This is a genomic window from uncultured Lutibacter sp. (assembly GCF_937891065.1).
In the GTDB taxonomy this organism is placed as follows: domain Bacteria; phylum Bacteroidota; class Bacteroidia; order Flavobacteriales; family Flavobacteriaceae; genus Lutibacter.
On the sequence record NZ_CALAEQ010000196.1, the window covers coordinates 1 to 19,008 of the forward strand.

15 protein-coding genes and 2 tRNA genes are annotated in these 19,008 nt (G+C 30.2%); 2 read left to right on the forward strand and 15 right to left on the reverse strand.

Going from position 1 to position 19,008, the window contains the following annotated elements; all coding sequences use genetic code 11:
• From Q0352_RS10810 to porU, 10 genes are all read right to left on the reverse strand, one after another.
• The coding region (locus Q0352_RS10810) for a carboxypeptidase-like regulatory domain-containing protein (RefSeq protein ID WP_299527382.1) at positions 1–571 on the reverse strand (571 nt) is incomplete at its 3' end.
• Between the two features lie 120 nt (positions 572–691).
• Positions 692–772, reverse strand: a tRNA-Tyr gene (locus Q0352_RS10815).
• Between the two features lie 43 nt (positions 773–815).
• A tRNA-Lys gene (locus Q0352_RS10820) sits at positions 816–888 on the reverse strand.
• A 62-nt stretch (positions 889–950) separates the two neighbouring features.
• The gene (locus tag Q0352_RS10825) at positions 951–1,718 is read right to left on the reverse strand and encodes an ABC transporter ATP-binding protein (RefSeq protein ID WP_299527384.1); all 768 of its coding nucleotides are present in this window, start codon (positions 1,716–1,718) and stop codon (positions 951–953) included.
• A complete protein-coding gene (locus Q0352_RS10830) occupies positions 1,719–2,459 on the reverse strand; it encodes an ABC transporter permease (protein ID WP_299527386.1) in 741 nt (246 codons plus the stop codon). It lies immediately after the preceding gene.
• A 143-nt stretch (positions 2,460–2,602) separates the two neighbouring features.
• Positions 2,603–3,673 (reverse strand): 3-oxoacyl-ACP synthase III family protein, encoded by a 1,071-nt coding sequence (locus tag Q0352_RS10835; RefSeq protein WP_299527388.1) that lies wholly within the window; start codon positions 3,671–3,673, stop codon positions 2,603–2,605.
• 32 nt (positions 3,674–3,705) lie between these two features.
• A complete protein-coding gene (locus tag Q0352_RS10840; protein ID WP_299527390.1) occupies positions 3,706–4,089 on the reverse strand; it encodes a group III truncated hemoglobin in 384 nt (127 codons plus the stop codon).
• 11 nt (positions 4,090–4,100) lie between these two features.
• Positions 4,101–4,583: a cytidine deaminase gene (cdd, locus tag Q0352_RS10845; protein ID WP_299527392.1), complete on the reverse strand. Its 483-nt coding sequence runs from the start codon at positions 4,581–4,583 to the stop codon at positions 4,101–4,103.
• A gap of 18 nt (positions 4,584–4,601) precedes the next feature.
• The gene (gene porV / locus Q0352_RS10850) at positions 4,602–5,744 is read right to left on the reverse strand and encodes a type IX secretion system outer membrane channel protein PorV (RefSeq protein WP_299527394.1); all 1,143 of its coding nucleotides are present in this window, start codon (positions 5,742–5,744) and stop codon (positions 4,602–4,604) included.
• Between the two features lie 38 nt (positions 5,745–5,782).
• Complete coding sequence (gene porU / locus Q0352_RS10855) at positions 5,783–9,592, reverse strand: type IX secretion system sortase PorU (protein ID WP_299527396.1); 3,810 nt, start codon at positions 9,590–9,592, stop codon at positions 5,783–5,785.
• Between the two features lie 179 nt (positions 9,593–9,771).
• On the opposite strand from porU, the gene gldJ reads away from it, so the two are divergent.
• Positions 9,772–11,472 (forward strand): gliding motility lipoprotein GldJ, encoded by a 1,701-nt coding sequence (gene gldJ, locus Q0352_RS10860; protein ID WP_299527398.1) that lies wholly within the window; start codon positions 9,772–9,774, stop codon positions 11,470–11,472.
• A gap of 65 nt (positions 11,473–11,537) precedes the next feature.
• Positions 11,538–12,797 (forward strand): UDP-N-acetylmuramoyl-tripeptide--D-alanyl-D-alanine ligase, encoded by a 1,260-nt coding sequence (gene murF / locus Q0352_RS10865; protein ID WP_299527400.1) that lies wholly within the window; start codon positions 11,538–11,540, stop codon positions 12,795–12,797.
• On the opposite strand, the gene Q0352_RS10870 is transcribed toward murF, so the two are convergent.
• The 5 genes from Q0352_RS10870 to Q0352_RS10890 all read right to left on the reverse strand — a co-directional run.
• Positions 12,783–13,643: a BadF/BadG/BcrA/BcrD ATPase family protein gene (locus Q0352_RS10870; RefSeq protein ID WP_299527403.1), complete on the reverse strand. Its 861-nt coding sequence runs from the start codon at positions 13,641–13,643 to the stop codon at positions 12,783–12,785. The genes murF and Q0352_RS10870 overlap by 15 nt on opposite strands.
• Positions 13,644–13,664: 21 nt before the next feature.
• Positions 13,665–14,669, reverse strand: coding sequence for a type I glyceraldehyde-3-phosphate dehydrogenase (gene gap / locus Q0352_RS10875; RefSeq protein ID WP_299527405.1), 1,005 nt, complete (start codon positions 14,667–14,669; stop codon positions 13,665–13,667).
• A gap of 38 nt (positions 14,670–14,707) precedes the next feature.
• Positions 14,708–15,694 (reverse strand): 6-phosphofructokinase, encoded by a 987-nt coding sequence (gene pfkA, locus Q0352_RS10880; protein WP_299527407.1) that lies wholly within the window; start codon positions 15,692–15,694, stop codon positions 14,708–14,710.
• A gap of 253 nt (positions 15,695–15,947) precedes the next feature.
• Positions 15,948–17,825: an alpha-amylase family glycosyl hydrolase gene (locus Q0352_RS10885; RefSeq protein WP_299527408.1), complete on the reverse strand. Its 1,878-nt coding sequence runs from the start codon at positions 17,823–17,825 to the stop codon at positions 15,948–15,950.
• Between the two features lie 5 nt (positions 17,826–17,830).
• The coding region (locus Q0352_RS10890; RefSeq protein ID WP_299527409.1) for a glycoside hydrolase family 97 catalytic domain-containing protein at positions 17,831–19,008 on the reverse strand (1,178 nt) is incomplete at its 5' end.

The window sequence follows — 19,008 nt, forward strand, 5'->3', positions numbered from 1 at the left end:
AATGATTAATAACAGGAACTTCAATTCCATCTAAATAAAATTTATTTTCAGAAGGCGATCCACCTCTAATAATGATATCATTTCTAAAACCTGGATTAGAAGCAACACCTGGTAAAGATTGAATTACTTTTAAAATATCTCTATTGCCGCCAGGGTTTTTTTCAATTTCTGCAATTCCTAAAGTTTGAACAGAGAGTGGACTTTCAATTGTTTTTTTAAACAACTTACTTTGAACAACAACTTCATCTAACTGCTCATTATCTTCCAATAATTCTATGAAAATATATGGATTTTTATCATTTGTCACCAAATAATCTTCTGACACAGCTATTGAATAGCCTAAAAAAGAAGCTTGAACCTTCACATATCCCAAAGGAACATTCTTAATAACAAAATCACCATTTTCATTTGAAATTGCACCAATATCTGTTCCAATCACAATAACATTTACAAAAGGCAAACTAGCTCTTGTTTGTATATCAATAACTTTTCCTTTTAATGTTCCTATATTTTGTGAAAATCCAACTATTTGGCTTAATAAAAACAAACACAAACTAACTTTTTTTATCATCCTCTATCATCTAAATTTTAACAAAATTACATTTTTTGTTTAACATAAATAAATTTATGTTAAACATTTTTATTAAATTATATAAAAAAACCTCAAACACAGTTGTTTGAGGTTTTTTTGTGGTGAGAGAAGGATTCGAACCTTCGAAGCTTGCGCAGCAGATTTACAGTCTGCCCTCGTTGGCCACTTGAGTATCTCACCAGAATTTCAAAAAAAAACTTCTCCTAAATTTAGAGAAATCTTGTGACCTGGCTGGGGCTCGAACCCAGGACCACCTCCTTAAAAGGGAGGTGCTCTACCAACTGAGCTACCAGGTCAATTTTCCCATTTTAATGGGGTGCAAATATAATAGTATATTTTAATAAAACAAACTTCTTTTTTATTTTGTTTTACTTAAATATGCTTCCCTTACTTTCTTGAATAAATTTGAAGAATAAACGAATTCTACAACCGCCTCATTTTCAGTTTCAAATATCTCTTCATTGGTACCTTCCCAAGCATTTATACCATTCTTTAAAAAAATAATTTTTTCTCCTATTTCCATCACAGAATTCATATCATGTGAATTAATTATGGTTATAATTTGGTATTCATCTGTAATTTCTTGTATTAAATTATCAATTACAGTTGCGGTTCTTGGATCTAAACCAGAATTAGGCTCATCACAAAATAAGTATTTGGGGTTCATCACAATTGCTCTGGCAATTGCTACACGTTTTTGCATTCCTCCAGAAAGTTCAGCTGGAAATTTATTATTTACATTTTCTAGCTTAACTCTATTTAAAACAGCATTTACACGATCTAACATTTCAGACTTAGATTTATCTGTAAACATTTTTAAAGGAAATAGTATATTTTCTTCAATTGTTAGCGAATCAAATAATGCTCCTCCTTGAAAAACCATTCCCATATCCTGCCTTAATTGCCTACGTTCTTTTATTCCTAATTCACTTTGTATTCTTCCATCAAAAGAAATTATTCCTTTTTCAGGGATGTGTAATCCTAGCAAACATTTTAAAAAAACTGTTTTACCTGATCCACTTTGACCAATTATCATATTAGTTTTCCCCTTTTCAAAAGTAGTAGAAATACCTTTTAAAACGGTTGACCCATTAAATTCCTTATATAAATCTTTAACTTCAATCATTTATCCTAAAAGCATTTGAGTTAAAAAATAATTCAATAATATTATGACTATACTTGTCCATACAACAGCTTTGGTACTTGCTCTACCAACTTCTAGTGAACCACCTTTTACATAAAAGCCATGATAGGCTGGTATGGTAGTAATTACAAAAGCAAAAACTACTGCTTTTGTTAAGGCGTATTTTATATAATAAGGGTCAAAATCTAGTTGAATCCCATAAATATAATCTTCACTATAAAATAAATCGGTTAACAACCCTGCATAATACCCTCCAATAATACCCATAAACATAGACAACAATATTAGAATTGGATAAAAGAATAAAGCTGCTAGTATTTTAGGTAAAACTAAGTAGTTTAAAGAATTAATTCCCATAACTTCTAAAGCATCAATTTGTTCTGTAACTCTCATTGTTCCCATACTTGAAGTAATATAAGAACCTACTTTCCCAGCCAATATAATTGACATAAATGTTGGTGCAAATTCTAAAATAATACCTCGTTTTGTTGCAAAACCAATTAAATACTTAGGTATAAATGGACTATCAACATTTAATGCTGTTTGTATAGCGACAACACCTCCAACAAAAAAGGAAATAAACATTATAATACCCATTGACTTTAACCCTAAATCATCAATTTCTCTGAATAATAGTTCTCTAAAAACTGACCATTTCTGGGGTTTTTTAAAAACTTGTCTTAGCATAATAAAGTACTTTCCTATATGCTTTAAATAATTCATTTAAATTTGTTTTTGCTAAAATATTAAATTAAAACTACCTATTATCTTTAATAAATATAAATTTAATACAAACCATTAGAACTACTACTTTTTTGAAATAAAAAAAGGCTTCATTTGAAGCCTTTTTAGTCTTTTAAATCCTATTAATATCTATATACAATTGCATTTATATTCATTCCCGCTCCAACAGAAGCAAAAATAACAACGTCACCTTTATTAATTTCTTGATTTTCAATTTTACCTCTTTTCACTAAATCAAATAGTGTTGGAACTGTTGCAACTGAACTATTTCCTAATTTGTGAATGCTCATAGGCATAATACCTTCAGGAAGTTTTGTTTTGTACAAACGATAAAAACGTTTAATAATAGCCTCATCCATTTTTTCATTTGCTTGATGAATGAATACTTTTTTAACATCCAAAATATCAACACCGCTTTTATCTAGTGCAGATTTCATAGCTGTTGGAACATTATTTAAAGCATATTCATAAATTTTACGGCCGTACATTTTTATATAACGAGTATCATTATTTTCGTTTTTATTAAATGATTTTCCGAAAAATAAGTAATTACATTCGTCTATAGTATCTGTTTGAGCTATATGACTTAAAATTCCCAGTGAAACATCACTTTCAATAGCTTCAACTACACAAGCACCTGCACCATCTGAATATATCATTGAATCCCTATCAAAAGGATCTAAGACTCTTGATAAAGTTTCTGTTCCAATAACCAAGCATTTCTTTGCAATACCCGATTTTATATAAGCTTCAGCTTGTATCACACCTTGAATCCATCCTGGACAACCAAATAGGATATCGTAAGCTACACAATTTGGATTCTTAATTTTTAAATTGTGCTTAACTCTTGAAGCTAAACTTGGTAAAATATCGCTCTGAATTGAGGAACTTTTTACATCTCCAAAATTATGGGCTAAAATTATATAATCTAATTGTTCAGGATCAATATTTGCATCTTCAATGGCTTTTTTAGCCGCAAAATATGCCAAATCTGACGATGTTAAATCTAACTCAGCATAACGTCTTTCTTCAATTCCCGTTATAGCTTGAAATTTCTCAATAACAACTTCATTTTCATACTCCATTAAAGAGCCGTCTTCATTTAAGAATTTATTTGTTAAAAAATCTGAATTCTTTTTAATTACTCTTGGAATATAACTTCCAACACCTGTAATTATTGATTGTATTTTCATTATAAAAAATTAGTGTTCAAATTTAACAAGCCTTATTTTTTTAACTCATTAATTTTAATTTCCATTACGGTGGCTATCGACAAAGCTCTGGTCTTTGCAGTATGTGCCATCTCCCCTTCAAACAACTCATCAATAGTTAGGTTAAAGTTTGATAACCAGCACTTAAAGTGTGTTGAATTGAAAGGTTTTGTGTTGTGTAATTTTAGGTGTGGAAGCATTGCATTTTTACGATACCCACCGGAATAAAACAATACATTATCCCAAAAATCAACTAAGGTTTGCAAATGCTCTTCCAAAAGAATTGGATCAGTGAAATCTTCGAAAAAATGAGATACTAATTTATCATTCATTAGCCTCACATAAAACTCTTTCACCAGTAAATAAATATCGTCTCTATTCCTTATATCATTTTTCATAAATAAGTTATTTACAAAAAAGATTTATCGAAAGCAATTGGTAATAAGTCTAAAATAGAATTCGTTTTAATAACCTTACCAACTTCTCCCATAAAATACACTTCAACTTTATCTTTCTGCTTTAATTCGTATTCAGATAAAGTTTGTCTGCAAGCCCCACAAGGTGCAACAGGTTCTTTTGTTAATTGACTTGATGAACTTGCTGTAATTGCTAATTTTAAGATTTTAAGATTTGGGTATTCAGAAGATACTTTCCAAATTGCAACGCGTTCAGCACAGATTCCAGAAGGGTATGCTGCGTTTTCTTGATTGTTTCCTGTTACTATCGTTCCATCTTCTAATAGAAATGCTGCTCCTACCTTAAAATTGGAATATGGTGCATATGCATTCTGTTTAGCTTCAATAGCTTTATTCATTAAATTTTTTACTGAATTTGAAAGTTCTTCAATAGAATCAAACACAGTAATTTGAGTTTTTATTTCAACTTTTTTCATTAAAAATTATTATGTTCTTTAATTAATTTCAAACAATTGCCCAAAATCAAATGACAACGAAAAACGAAGTGTATTTTCTAAAGGGTTGTTAATATCTGAAGCATTAAACAAATAAGAAATATCAAGTTTTGAACTTTTAAATTTAAATCCTGAACCAATTGTAAAATATTTACGCGCTCCTTTTAAATCACTTTCATTAAAATACCCTGCTCTAATAGCAAAAGAATTATCATACATATATTCAGCTCCTAAAGCCCAAGTTACTTCTTTAAGTTCTTCACTAAAACCACCTGGCGCATCTCCGAAAGATGAGAAAATTCCACTAACAAAGCTCACATCTTCTTGAAAATATGGAGCTTCTCCATCATCATTTAATGAGATGCTTGGGGTAGGAATTAATAATTTATTAAATTCTAAATTTACACTTACTTTATTGTAGCTATCCAAAATAAAATCAAAACCTCCTCCAATTTTTAAGTTGGTAGGTATAAAATTATCTTGTCCGTCATCTGTGTAAGACACTTTCGGTCCTATGTTAGAAATATTATAACCACCTCTCCAAACACCATTGAAGTTTCCATAATTTTTTTCCTCAGATTGAAAATATCCTGAAATATCTACCGCAAATGTACTTACTGGTTTAATAGTTGAATTTGCAGATTCAATACCTAAATCTGAACGAATATAACGCATGGTAACTCCCATAGCATAGGTTTCACTAAGTTTTAAAGAGTAGGAAGCGTCTAATGAAAATTCATTTAATTTTTCAGTTCCTTCAGGGGCTCCATTAATATCAGTTAAGTCTATTTGACCTAAATTAAAATATTTTAAACTAGTTGCCCAGGCACTTCTATCATCAATTTTATTAGCAAATGAAAACCCTCCTAAAAAAACATCATTTGTAAGCTCACGCAACCAAGGAGTATACACGATTCCTAAAGTATATTGCGAAGGCATAAATGCGAATTTTGAAGCATTCCAATGCTGTGAATTTGCATCTGGTGATGTTGCTACACCAATATCTCCCATACCTCCCGAACGTGCATCAGGTGCTATTAATAAAAATGGGGCTGCAGTAGTTATTGTGTTTTGTGTTGCTTGAGCATTCAATTTTGAAAATGCTACTAAAAAAATAAGTACTAATGTGGTTAATTTTCTCATTAATTGGGTTAATTTAACTGAACAAATATCTTAATTTATTATTGAAGTATTACTAATTTTTCTATTTTTTCTGCTTTAGCGCTAGTATTAAGCGACTTAACTTTCAATTTATAAACATAGACTCCTTTTCCTATTTTTGAACCAAAATCATCTAAACCATTCCAAGCTATTGTTCTTGATAAATTACCTTCAGTTTGCACGGTTTCATTAATAGTCTTTACTAATTTACCGGACACTGTAAAAATTTGAATTTGAACATTTAACAGCTCATTTGGTTTATTATGATTGAACCAAAATTCTGTATAATTAACAAAAGGATTTGGGTAATTAAGCACATTGCTTAAAACAAAATCACTATCATCAACTATAAAAAAAGAAAACGTTGTTTCTGATAAATTATTGTAAGTATCCCAAACTTTTAAAGTTAAAGAATGTAATCCTGTTGATAAATTTCTAAATTGGTAATTTACTTTTCCCTTTTTATAATCATTTAATTCAGTTCGATAAAAATCGTTTAAAAGTATTGGATTAGCCTGATCTCCATCTAAAATTGCAATAATGTCGTGATCTACAGCAGTGATTGAGGTGTTAATACCGCTTTCATCTTCTAATACGGCAATAAACAAAGGCGATTCATTAGTACTGCCTCCATCAACAAAATTTAAATCATTCATGTATAATTGAACTATCGGGCCTGTATTATCTTCAGGTGCATCCACATTTATTCCTCCTATGGTTACGTCAAAATTATATCCTGCTTTATCTATGCTATTATTAGATGCATAAAAACTAAGTTTCCCCTTTCCATAAGCTACTTTTATATCTCTTGGTGCAACAAAATCAAAACTAAATTTTCCAGATTCAACTTTTGACCTTCCTTTAAATATTTTACTCTCAATAGCATCAAACTGCATGGTAATATTCCTATTATCATTATCTAAAGTGGTTTTATTTATAGACTTATCATAAACTGTAACGTCTAATTCTCCTTCAAAATCGTTTAAGATTTCACCTATTGAATTGGTGATTTCACCTTCAAAATTAACATATGATAGCGCTTTAATAGTATCTAAAGATTGTGTAATATTCACTCCATTCATTTTAGTGATTTTAATAGTTGGGCTTGGCAAACTAAGCTTCATTGCTGGATCTCCTATGGAATACACAAAATAACGTTGTGATGTAGAAAATTGATTCTTAACATTCATTAAAGACTCTGCAATTGAATAATTTTCATCATTAAAATTTAACAGTGGTTTTATTAAGCGTTCATTTAAAACCTCACCAACACTAATAAAAACTTCTCTTGTAGTTGAAATTAATGATGAAGCTCCTCCATTTTCATTCCAAAACAAAAATTCACCAGCTGTTTTTCTTAACGGATTGTCAAATCGAGAAAATTCACATGTTACTGTAATAAATAATGGTAATTTAAATTCATTTTTCCAATTTTGGATTTGTGAAACTTCTAAAATTCTTTCAGCAGCCCAACCATCTTCTCCTCCATGTCCAAAATAATCTACTAAAACAGTTCCCTTTTCTACTTGATTTGAAATTTCGGTATTTACTGTTGGATATCTGTTCCCTCCTGAAGAAGTTTGTTGTGCATATGCATCCATATACACTTTTTTTAAATTAAAAATGGGTTTGTTAACTGAAATAGTATCTGCAATTTTTTCCATTTCAATTTGTAATATTTCCTCTCCAGCTGAATCAATATCATCTGCAACTAACGTAATTTGAGTACGCCAATCTCCAAATGCTTTTGGGTTGTAATAATTCAAAATTTTATCAACCACTTGTTCAGCTTGTAAAATATCTGAAACTGGTATTCTACCCGTAACAACATCTTGTCTTTCAAAAGAATTCATTTCCCCTTCATTGGCATCCATCATTCCATAAAAGTCATCTGTAACATAAGATGTTGCTAAATTAAAACTATCAAAGGCTTCAAAAACCGGTACTATATTGTTATTTCCTCCTATTCTATCTTTATAGTCGTAAGATGCATCACCAAACAAACACACGTATTTTAGTTGGTTGGTTGTTGCATTATCATACAAATGTTTTACAAAATCTCTAATTGCTGAAATATCTTGTGAGCCCGAAGAAAATTCGTTATAAATTTGATTTAATGAAATAACTTGGACATTTAAATTAGAGTTTTGAATGTGGTAATTTGCCAAACGTTGTGCCTGGTCTGCTAAAAAATCTTGCGTAATAATTACGTAGTCTATATCTCTTAAACTATGTAAGTTTTGATTTGGTATTTTAGCATTTTCTATAATTTTAGGAGTATAAAAATCAATTTCATTTACAACTATAAACTCTTTAAACGCTCCTCCGTTAATTTTAAATGTAAAATTAGAACCTACAGCTTCATTTAAAACATTTTTAGAATTCTGAGCATCTGTCACATCCCAAATCCAATTTATATTTGATGAATTTTCAATAACATATTCAAAAACACCTGATGAATTAGTGATATCAAAATTTCGAAAAGAAAATTGTTTTCCTGAGGCAATTAACTTTTTCTTTCCTAAAACTTCAATATAATCTAAATATGCTTTTGCTGAAGGATTACCATTATTATTATACGATATTTTAATAGGAACCGAATTTCCCGAAAATTGGAATGCTCCGCTATTTTTATTTGCTACAGCTTTTGTTAATCCTCCATTAGCAGGTAAATTAATTGTAAATAAAGATTGGTTGTTTACTTCAACTTGCATTTGTGAAGCAACTGATGATTCAGCTACACCTCTAGCTCTCACAATAATATTTTCTGAAGCATCTATATTAGTAAAAGGTATAAAATACTCTTGAACATTTTCTATACTATAATTATCACCAAACCATTGTTGACCAATCGCAAACATATTAACTTCATCTTTTTCGAAAAAAGTATAGTCATGAAATGTTGTTATTTGTTGGTTTGCAGCAGCAGAAATTTGTGTATTATCTAAAATTCTTTTTCCCTGAGAATCAGCAATAGTAATAAAATAATAAGATTCATCTGAAAAAATATTGAATTGATGTTCAACCTCATTTAAATTACTACTTTCAACATTTTTCCAATTATGAGGACCTTTTGCATAAAACAGCACATAATCATTACTATCAAAACTGTTATCTTCTTCACCTTTTACATAAATAGCATTTTCTTGTAATCCATCAAATCTGAAGTCACTATTTTTAAATGGAAGCATTTGCCCACCATTTCCATAGATTTTGATATTTTTAGGATTTAATGATTTCATATCAATTCCTAAACTCTCCATAAAATCTCTATCCAATTTATAAACACCTGATGTGTCAATTGCAAATTTATACCAAATGCCTGAAGCTAGCACCGAGTTTTTAACTGAAGAATTTTTAGCACTTCTATTTATTTTAGATGCTACTAAATTATATTCTAAATCAAATGAAATAATTCTCTTGATGTTATTTCCTTCTTTTAAAAATGGAATTAAATTTAAAATCGCAACAGTTTTATTTCTAGATTTTACAATATTAAATTCATAATTAAGTGCTAAGGGAATGTAATTTGTTTTTAATAAATCAGTGCTATTTTTAGTTAAAGTTTCAAAAATAATATTTTTAATAGAATAGCTATTAACGTCAAGTCCATCAGCAACTTCCCACATTTCAGAAAAAGAAGGATTTAAATTTTCATCAATAAAATTACCTTCAACTAAACTCGTTTTAATCTTAAAATCTTTATTTATGCTAAAGTCAACATTATCAATCCATTTTAGTTGAAAATTTTTAAATTCATTTTGTTGAGAAAAAAGCAAATTTCCAACTATAAAAAATAATATTAAAAAGCTTTTCTTTAAGAGATTCATAGGTTAAATAACGGTTAATTTTAATTGTTATTTTTATAAAAATACAACATTACATATAATAAAGAACAAAAACAATCGTTACAAAAACATAATAAAATATTTTATTAAAATAATTTCTTGCGAAAAAATTTATTTAATGTAAATTGCGAGAGATTAAACCCTAATACGTAAAAACGAAGATGAAAAATTTATTTAATGTAACACGAATTTTAATAGTCGCTTTTTCAACTATATTATTTGTTAGTTGCCATAATAGAAACTCTAGAGACAAATCAGTATTAACCGGCTGGGATTCAAAGGATAAAGCAGCTGCAGGTTTTTCCACAAATACAAATTACCGTGGTCAAATATCTCCTCCAGGAATGGTTTTAATTGAAGGAGGTGCTTTTACAATGGGTCATGTACAAGATGATGTTATGTTTGATTGGAATACAACTCCCATAAAGCAACAAGTACGTTCTTTTTACCTAGATGAATCTGAAGTTACAAACTCTGAGTATTTATTTTATTTAGAATGGATGGAAAAAGTTTTTCCACCTAGTGATGAAAATTATAAAAATATTTATTTATCAGCTGTTCCAGACACATTGGTTTGGAGAGATGTTTTAGGCTTTAATGAGTTATTAACAGAAAATTACTTAAGACATCCGTCGTATGCAGATTATCCTGTTGTTGGTGTAAGTTGGATACAAGCTAACCAGTATTGTAAATGGAGGACTGATAGAGTTAATGAAAAAATATTAATGGACAAAGGTATTTTAAATCCATTATTTGAAAGTGATTCACTTGAAGTAAAAGGGCAAAATAATTTTAATACTGATACTTATTTAGAAAATCCATATTTACTTTTTAATGGAGATTCAACTATTTTCAATAAAGGATTACCTTCCAATAAACTAAGAAAAAAAGGAGATCCTAAGCCCGCCAAAGGTTCCTTTACAGGAAGACATGCAAAAGTTACTGACGGCCTTTTAGCTCCTAAATTTAGATTACCTACTGAATCGGAATGGGAATATGCTGCAAAAGCAATTATAGAACAAAGGGAATATAACAATATTAGAGGGAGAAAGAAATACGCTTGGGATAGTAAATATACTCGTAACAAAAATAAAAGAGTACAAGGAGATCAATTAGCCAATTTTAAACAAGGAAAAGGAGATTATAGTGGTGTTCCTGGTTGGAGTAATGATGGTGCAGATATTACAAACCGTGTAAAACAATATGATGCTAATGCATTTGGTCTTTATGACATGTCTGGAAATGTTGCAGAATGGGTAGCTGATGTTTATAGACCAATTGTGGATAATGATGCTAATGACTTTAATTATTTTAGAGGTAATATTTTCACTAAAAAGATGATTGATTCTGAAGGAAAAGTTGTGATGGTTGATGATGCTTCAATTGAATACGATACATTAGACAATGGTAAAGTAGTTCCAAAAAACATACCTGGAAGCATTAAATACATCGCAATTAGTGATCGAGATGCTTACATGAGAAACAACTATGAAAAAGCTTATAATGTTGATTCTAAAGATGGAGATTTGGGATCAACCAAATTTTACGCAAAAAATGAAGATGAACTAGAAACAAAGCCAAGGATGTATAATTCGCCTATAAAACCAAGAGTCATTGGTGAAAGTGGTTTATTAATGCAACAATATGATACTAAAAAAAGAACGACTTTAATAAGTGATAAATCTCGTGTTTACAAAGGTGGTTCATGGAAAGATAGAGAATACTGGTTAGATCCTGCTCAACGTAGATATTTACCAGAATATATGGCAACTAACTATATTGGTTTTCGTTGTGCTACAGACAGATTAGGTACTATGACACCTAAAAGAAGAAAACCTACAACAACAAAAATTAGATATTAATCGAATAATTTAAAATAATATGAAACCTCATTGAATATTCAGTGAGGTTTTTTTATATTTAAACTATGAATATTGAACAATTATACAAATTATATACTGAGACCTATTTAGTAGATACTGACACTAGAAAAGTTAGAAAAGGAAGCATTTATTTTGCGCTAAAGGGTGAAAACTTTAATGGAAATAAATTTGCCCTTGAAGCTTTAAAAAATGGTGCTAATTACGCTATTATTGATGAAGAAGAATTCAAAACTCATCAAAGTTGCATTTTAGTAGACAACGTATTAGAAACCCTACAACAATTAGCAAATTTTCATAGACAAAAACTCAATATTCCAATTATTTCTTTAACAGGAAGTAATGGCAAAACAACAACTAAAGAATTAATAAATGCTGTATTAAATACAAAATATAGAACAACAGCTACTTTTGGTAATTTAAACAATCATATTGGTGTGCCCCTTACTCTTTTAGCAATGACCCCATCTACTGAAATTGGCATTGTTGAAATGGGCGCAAATCACTTAAAAGAAATTGATTTTTTATGTAAAATAGCTGAGCCTAGTTTTGGATATATTACAAACTTTGGAAAAGCACATTTAGAAGGTTTTGGCAGTGTTGAAGGCGTTATTAAAGGAAAGTCTGAACTTTATGATTTTTTAAGAGAAAATAAAGGATTTGCTTTTGTTAATTCTGATGACGAATTACAAGTAAAACAATCTAATGGAATTAATTCAATTTCATTCAATAAAAGCGCTATTCAATTTGTTGACGCCAATCCATTTGTTAAAGTTCAGTTTAAAAATACAATTATTGAAAGTAAATTAATTGGAAAATATAATTTCAATAATATAGCAGCAGCAATAGCTATTGGTAATTATTTTAAAATTTCAGAAGAGGCAATTAAAAATGGTATTGAAAACTATATTCCTACAAATAACCGTTCTCAAATTATAGAAAAAGGGACTTCTAAAATAATTTTAGATGCATACAATGCAAATCCAACTAGTATGCAAGCAGCACTTGAAAATTTTAATGAATTAAAAGATTCTTCTAAAATTATATTTTTAGGTGATATGTTCGAATTAGGAAAAGAAAGTAAAAGTGAACATCAAAAAATTGCTGAATTAGCTACCTCATTTAATTTTTACAAGGTTTTTTTAATAGGAAAAGCATTTTCTACAACTCATGTAAAAAATGCTTTTATTTATGATAGTTTTGAAGATTTTAAAACTTCAAACAAAAATTTAGCTATTGATAATACTACAATCCTAATTAAAGGATCTCGTGGTATGGAATTAGAACGTATTTTAGACTTGCTCTAATTTTAATTGTTTTCTGTGATATTCAATTAAACCATCAATTGGTCTTCTCACAATATTGCCAATTTTAATCATATGATATCTTGCTACATCGTTAATAATATCTTGTGCAAAATAAGCTATTGAACCCACGAAATGAACAGGTAATTGTGCTGATTCCGGAAATGGTAATATTCTATTTTTAAAGAAATCCTTCATTCCTTTGTGTAGCACTTTATTGAAATAACAATTACGTTCATTTCTTAAAATAAATTCTGCAAAATGAGCCAAATATGCATTTGGATTTTCTTCTTTATAAATATTTCTTTTAATAGTATCTGCATCTAAATTATATTGCTCTTCAAATTTTTTGGCAATATCTTTGGGCATTTTATTATAGTAATAATCACGTATCAATTTTTTTCCAAAATAGTTTCCACTAGCTTCATCCATTAAAATATAGCCTAATGATGGCACTCTAGCATCAACATTTTCACCATCAAAATAGCAACTATTTGACCCAGTACCTAAAATACATACAATCCCAGGTTCAGAAGTTACAGCATATACTGCTGCATAAGTATCTTCTTTTACAACAACTTTAGCATTCACAAAAAATGATTCAAATGTAGATTTTAAAAAGGATGTTAACCTTTCAGTTCCACAACCTGCACCATAAAAATAAACATGCGTTACATTTTCTTTGCAACTCATTAAATCTTGGTTTTCTTGAATTCTATTTTTCAATAAACTTTCACTCAATATTTCAGGATTCAAACCTTCTGTTCTCGTCTTAAAAATTTGTTTTCCAGATTTATCGATTAAAATCCAATCAGCTTTGGTTGAACCTCCATCTGCAATTAAAACCATTTTTTGTGAATTAAATTTGTATTATTTTACTGAATAAATATATTCAGCTAAGTCAACTAATTTAGTTGAATAACCAAACTCATTATCGTACCAAGATACTAATTTAAAGAAATTATCATTTAAAGCAATACTTGCTTCAGCATCAAAAACACTTGTTCTTGGTTCAGAAACAAAATCTTGAGAAACAACAGCTTCATCAGTATATCCTAAAACACCTTTTAATTCGTTTTCAGAAGCATGTTTTAATGCAGCCTTAACTTCAGCCCAAGTAGCAGCTTTTTTTGTTCTCACTGTTAAATCAACAACAGAAACATCAGCAGTTGGTATTCTGAAAGACATTCCAGTTAACAAACCATTTAATTCAGGAATAACTTTTCCAACAGCTTTTGCAGCACCCGTTGAAGAAGGAATTATGTTTGTTAAAGCACTTCTACCACCTCTCCAGTCTTTTCTTGAAGGACCATCAACAGTTAATTGAGTTGCAGTTGTTGCGTGTACAGTTGTCATTAACCCTTCAATAATTCCAAAGTTATCGTTAATTACTTTAGCTAAAGGAGCTAAACAGTTTGTTGTACAAGACGCATTTGATACAATTGTATCAGCAGCAGTAATTTTTTTATGATTTACACCCATTACAAACATTGGTGCATCAGCAGAAGGTGCAGAAATTGCAACTTTTTTAGCTCCTGCAGTAATATGCTTTTGAGCTCCTTCTAGGCTTGTGAAAATCCCAGTACAATCAAGTACTATTTCAGCACCTACAGCATCCCATTTTAAATCTTCTGGGTTACGTTCAGCACTAATTCTAATTTCTTTACCGTTAACAACTAAGTTACCGTTTTTTACGTCAATTGTTCCATCGAATTTCCCGTGAACTGAATCGTATTTTAATAAATATGCTAAATGTTCAACATCTAACAAATCATTTATACCTACTACTTCTACATTTGGTCTACTTGCAGCTACTCTAAAAGCTATTCTTCCAATTCTACCAAATCCGTTAATTCCTATTTTAACTGTTGCCATTCTAATTTATATTTAATATTTGTAATTATTATTCTGTTTTATATTGATGTTATTTCAGCTACTTTAAGTAACTCCTCATTTATGTCATTATTCATTTTAATAGCCTTATCCAATTCAACTTTTGATATTTGATTGTTTGTAATACCAATCATAACTCCCGTAGTTCTATCCAATAATGCTTCTACAGCTGCTACTCCTAATCTGCTTGCCAGTACTCTATCAAAGCAGCTAGGCGAACCTCCACGTTGCATATGACCTAAAACTGATACTCTAATATCATAGATTGGAAAATTCTCAGTAATATAATCAGCGAGTTCAAAAACGGTTTTTCCAATTTTATCTCCTTCAGAAACAACAACAATACTTGATGTTTTTCCATTGGCTCTACTTTTATTCAAAGAATCAACCAATCTATCTAATCCTAAGTTTTTTTCAGGGATTAGTATTTCTTCAGCTCCTGCTCCAATCCCAGAATTTAATGCAATAAAACCTGCGTCACGCCCCATTACTTCAATAAAAAATAATCGGTTATGTGAACTTGCTGTGTCACGTATTTTATCAATAACCTCAACTACAGTGTTTAAAGCAGTATCATATCCAATGGTATTATCTGTACCGTAAATATCATTATCAATAGTTCCAGGAATACCAACAAGTGGGAAATTATACTCTTCCATAAATTTTAGTCCACCTGTAAATGTACCATCTCCTCCAATAAGAACCAGTGCTCCAATACCATGTTCCTTTAAATTTTTGTAAGCTTTCGCTCTACCTTCTTCAGTTTTAAACTCTAAAGAACGAGCCGATTTCAAAATCGTTCCTCCTTTATTTATAATATTACTTACGTGTCGAGCATTTAAAGTTTCAAAATCTCCTTCAATTAATCCTTGATATCCTCTATAAACTCCCACGCATTCAACACTATAATAAGTGCAAGCTCTAACAACAGCTCTTATGGCTGCATTCATTCCTGGAGCATCACCTCCTGATGTTAAAACTGCTATCTTTTCAATTGGTTCATTCATAGGGTAAAAATATTGCTCAAAATTACTCTAAAATCGATTTTTTTCCTATAAAAATGACCAATATCGACTATAACGATTTCGCTAAATATCCGAAAAATAGAGTTCTTATTTGAACTCTATTTTTTTAATTAAAATACCTAATATCAATTCCTTAAAACAAATTTAGTGAATAAGTATTTTATATTTAAGGAATTTGTTTGTTATATTCTAAATTCATTTAATAGTATCAATTTAAACTTTGATAAAACTATTACTATTCTCCTAATTTTAAAATTAAAGAAGCTAATGGTTCTAATTTTAATTTTATAATACCTTTTCCATTTTCAACCGTTAAATTTGAAGACAATTCTCCATCTAATTGTTCTGTCAACTTATAAGTACCATCTGTTAAATTCCAAGTAGAAATAATATCTTTTGGAATCTTTAAATCAAAATCATAGGTTACATTATCATCAAAATTGGAAATAATAATTAGTTTTTCTTCAGCTGACCATCTTACAAATGAAAATACACGATGATTATAATTTTCCGTATTGTCTTTATTATAATAGTGAATCTCCTTATATTCTCCCATTAAAGCGCTGCTATTAATGCTAAAATTAAGTAAGCGTTTGTAAAAGTCTCGTAAACTACTTTCATTTTCTGATAATTTAGCTCCATCAAACTTCCCTTCATTCATCCAACGTTGATGGTGAGGTACACCTACATAATCAAAAATTGAGGTACGAGTTGAAGATCCAAAACCTGCATTTTCATCACCAGGTTCACCAACTTCCTGACCAAAATATATCATTGTAGGTGAAGTACTTATAGTTGCTGAAACTACCATTGCCGGTTTTCCTTTTTCAGCTGAATTTGCAAACTCTGCACTTGCAATACGTTGTTCATCATGATTTTCTAAAAAATGCAACATATTATGCTCAATATCAGTCTTTTCATTTTGAACTCCGACTAAGTGATCTGTCCAACCGTGGCCTTGCATAATGTGTTTTATAGAATCGTATAACGCAACTTTATCATACAAATAATCCATTTTTCCTTTAAAAATATAATCACGGTATAAAGCTGGATTGTAAACTTCTGCTAAAAGAAAAGCATCTGGATTTTTCATTTTAATAGCTGAATTCATATAACTCCAAAATTCTACCGGCACCATTTCTGCCATATCATAACGAAAACCATCAACTCCTTTGTCTATCCAATATAAAGCAATATCTCTAAATTTAACCCAAGAACTAGGGACTGTTTTATCTTTCCAAAACTCATAATGAGCTTTGTAATTTTCATTTTCAAAACCTTGTGGTAATTCATCAAAATCTTTTCTACCATCAGGACTTACACCATAATTAATTTTAACCGTTTCATACCAATCATTAATATCTGGTTGTGCTAAACGAGATCCATTACCCGTCCATTTTGCAGGTTTTTCTTCAAATTTACTGTCTGAAAGCACATTTATTTCTCCACCTAAAGGTTGGTAATCATTTTGCCAGTTAGGAACTACAAAATCCTGACCTGGAATATAATAGAAGTTATTATTTTTATCGTATTCTACATTTTTATCATCACTCGCACCAAAATCTTCCACACCTTCAGGATTGGTTTTTCCTTGGTAATTTCTTGCTACGTGATTAGGCACAATATCAATAATTACTTTCATTCCAATCTTATGTGTTCTCGCTATCAAAGCTTCAAACTCTTCCAATCTTTTTGAAGGGTCAACAGCTAAATCTGGATTTACATTGTAATAATCTTTCACAGCGTATGGAGAACCTGCTCGGCCCTTCACTACATCTGGATCATCGTTTGAAATACCAAATTCGGTATAATCTCTAATCACATCATGATGCGGCACACCTGTATACCAAATATAAGTAACACCTAAATCTTTTATTTCTTGAAGCGCCTTATCAGTAAAATCATTGAATTTTCCAACGCCATTTTCTTCAATAGTTCCCCAAGGTTTATTTGTGGTATTTGTATTACCAAATAAACGTGTAAAAACCTGATATACAACTTCTTTATGATTTTTTTTAATTTCCATAGTCTCTTCCGCTACTTTTTTATCTTTATTACAAGCGGCAAAAATAATAAATAGACTTACAAAACTGCCAATAAGTGTTTTTTTCATTTTATTTATTTTTTAATTAAGCTAATTGCAAATCCACCGCCTGCTGCCAAGTGTAATATCTCTTTTGATGTATTTGTAATTTGTAATTTTCTAATATTTAAACTTGTCGGATTTTTATCCCAATGTGTATCTTCTGCATCTTCATAAATAGTAGCTTCATAAGTTATTCCTTCATCTAAAAAACTAAAATCAATTTCTAAGTCACGTGCATTTTCATCTGTAATACTACCTACAAACCAATTATCTGTTTTACGTTCTTTTCTCGCAATGGTTACAAAATCTCCAATTTCTCCATTCAAAACTTTTGTTTGTTGCCAATCTACACCTACATCTTTTATAAACTGAAGCGCAGGATTTCCTTCATAATTTTCAATTAAATCTGCAGCCATTTGAACCGGACTATAAATAACTACATACAAAGCTAATTGTTGAGCAATGGTTGTATTTACCTGATTGTCTTTTTTCCATTTATCAAATTTAATATCAAAAATTCCTGGTGTATAATCTATTGGACCAGCAAGCATTCTTGTAAACGCAACAATTGATAAATGTTCTGGCGGATTTCCTCCATCAGAAGACCAAGCATTAAATTCTTGTCCACGTAAACCTTCTCTAGAAATAGTATTAGGATACGTTCTTCGCAATCCAGTTGCTTTAATAGGTTCATGAGCATTAATTGCTACTTGATACTTTGCCGCCTTAATTACAGCATTGTTATATTGATTCACCATATATTGCCCGTGATGGTATTCTCCTTTTGGAAGAATTTTTCCAACATAACCTGTTTTTACAGCGTGAATTCCTAAACTTTGCATTAACGCATAAGCAGTATCTTGTTGTTTTTCATAAGTTTGAGTTGCAGCAGAAGTTTCGTGATGCATCACAATTTCAACACCCTTTTCCTTTCCATAACGCACCACTTCTTTTAAATCATAATCTGGATATGGAGTTACAAAATCGAATACTCCTTCTCTATCTTCAAAACCAATCCAATTTTCCCAACCTGTATTCCAACCTTCAACCAATACTGCTCCAATGTTATTTTTTGCTGAAAAGTCTATAAATGCTTTTGCATTTTCAGTAGTTGCTCCATGTTTGCCAGAAGCCATATCCCAACTAGATTTTCCTAAATGCATTTCCCACCAAATACCAGTATATTTTGTTGGTTTAAACCAAGAAACAT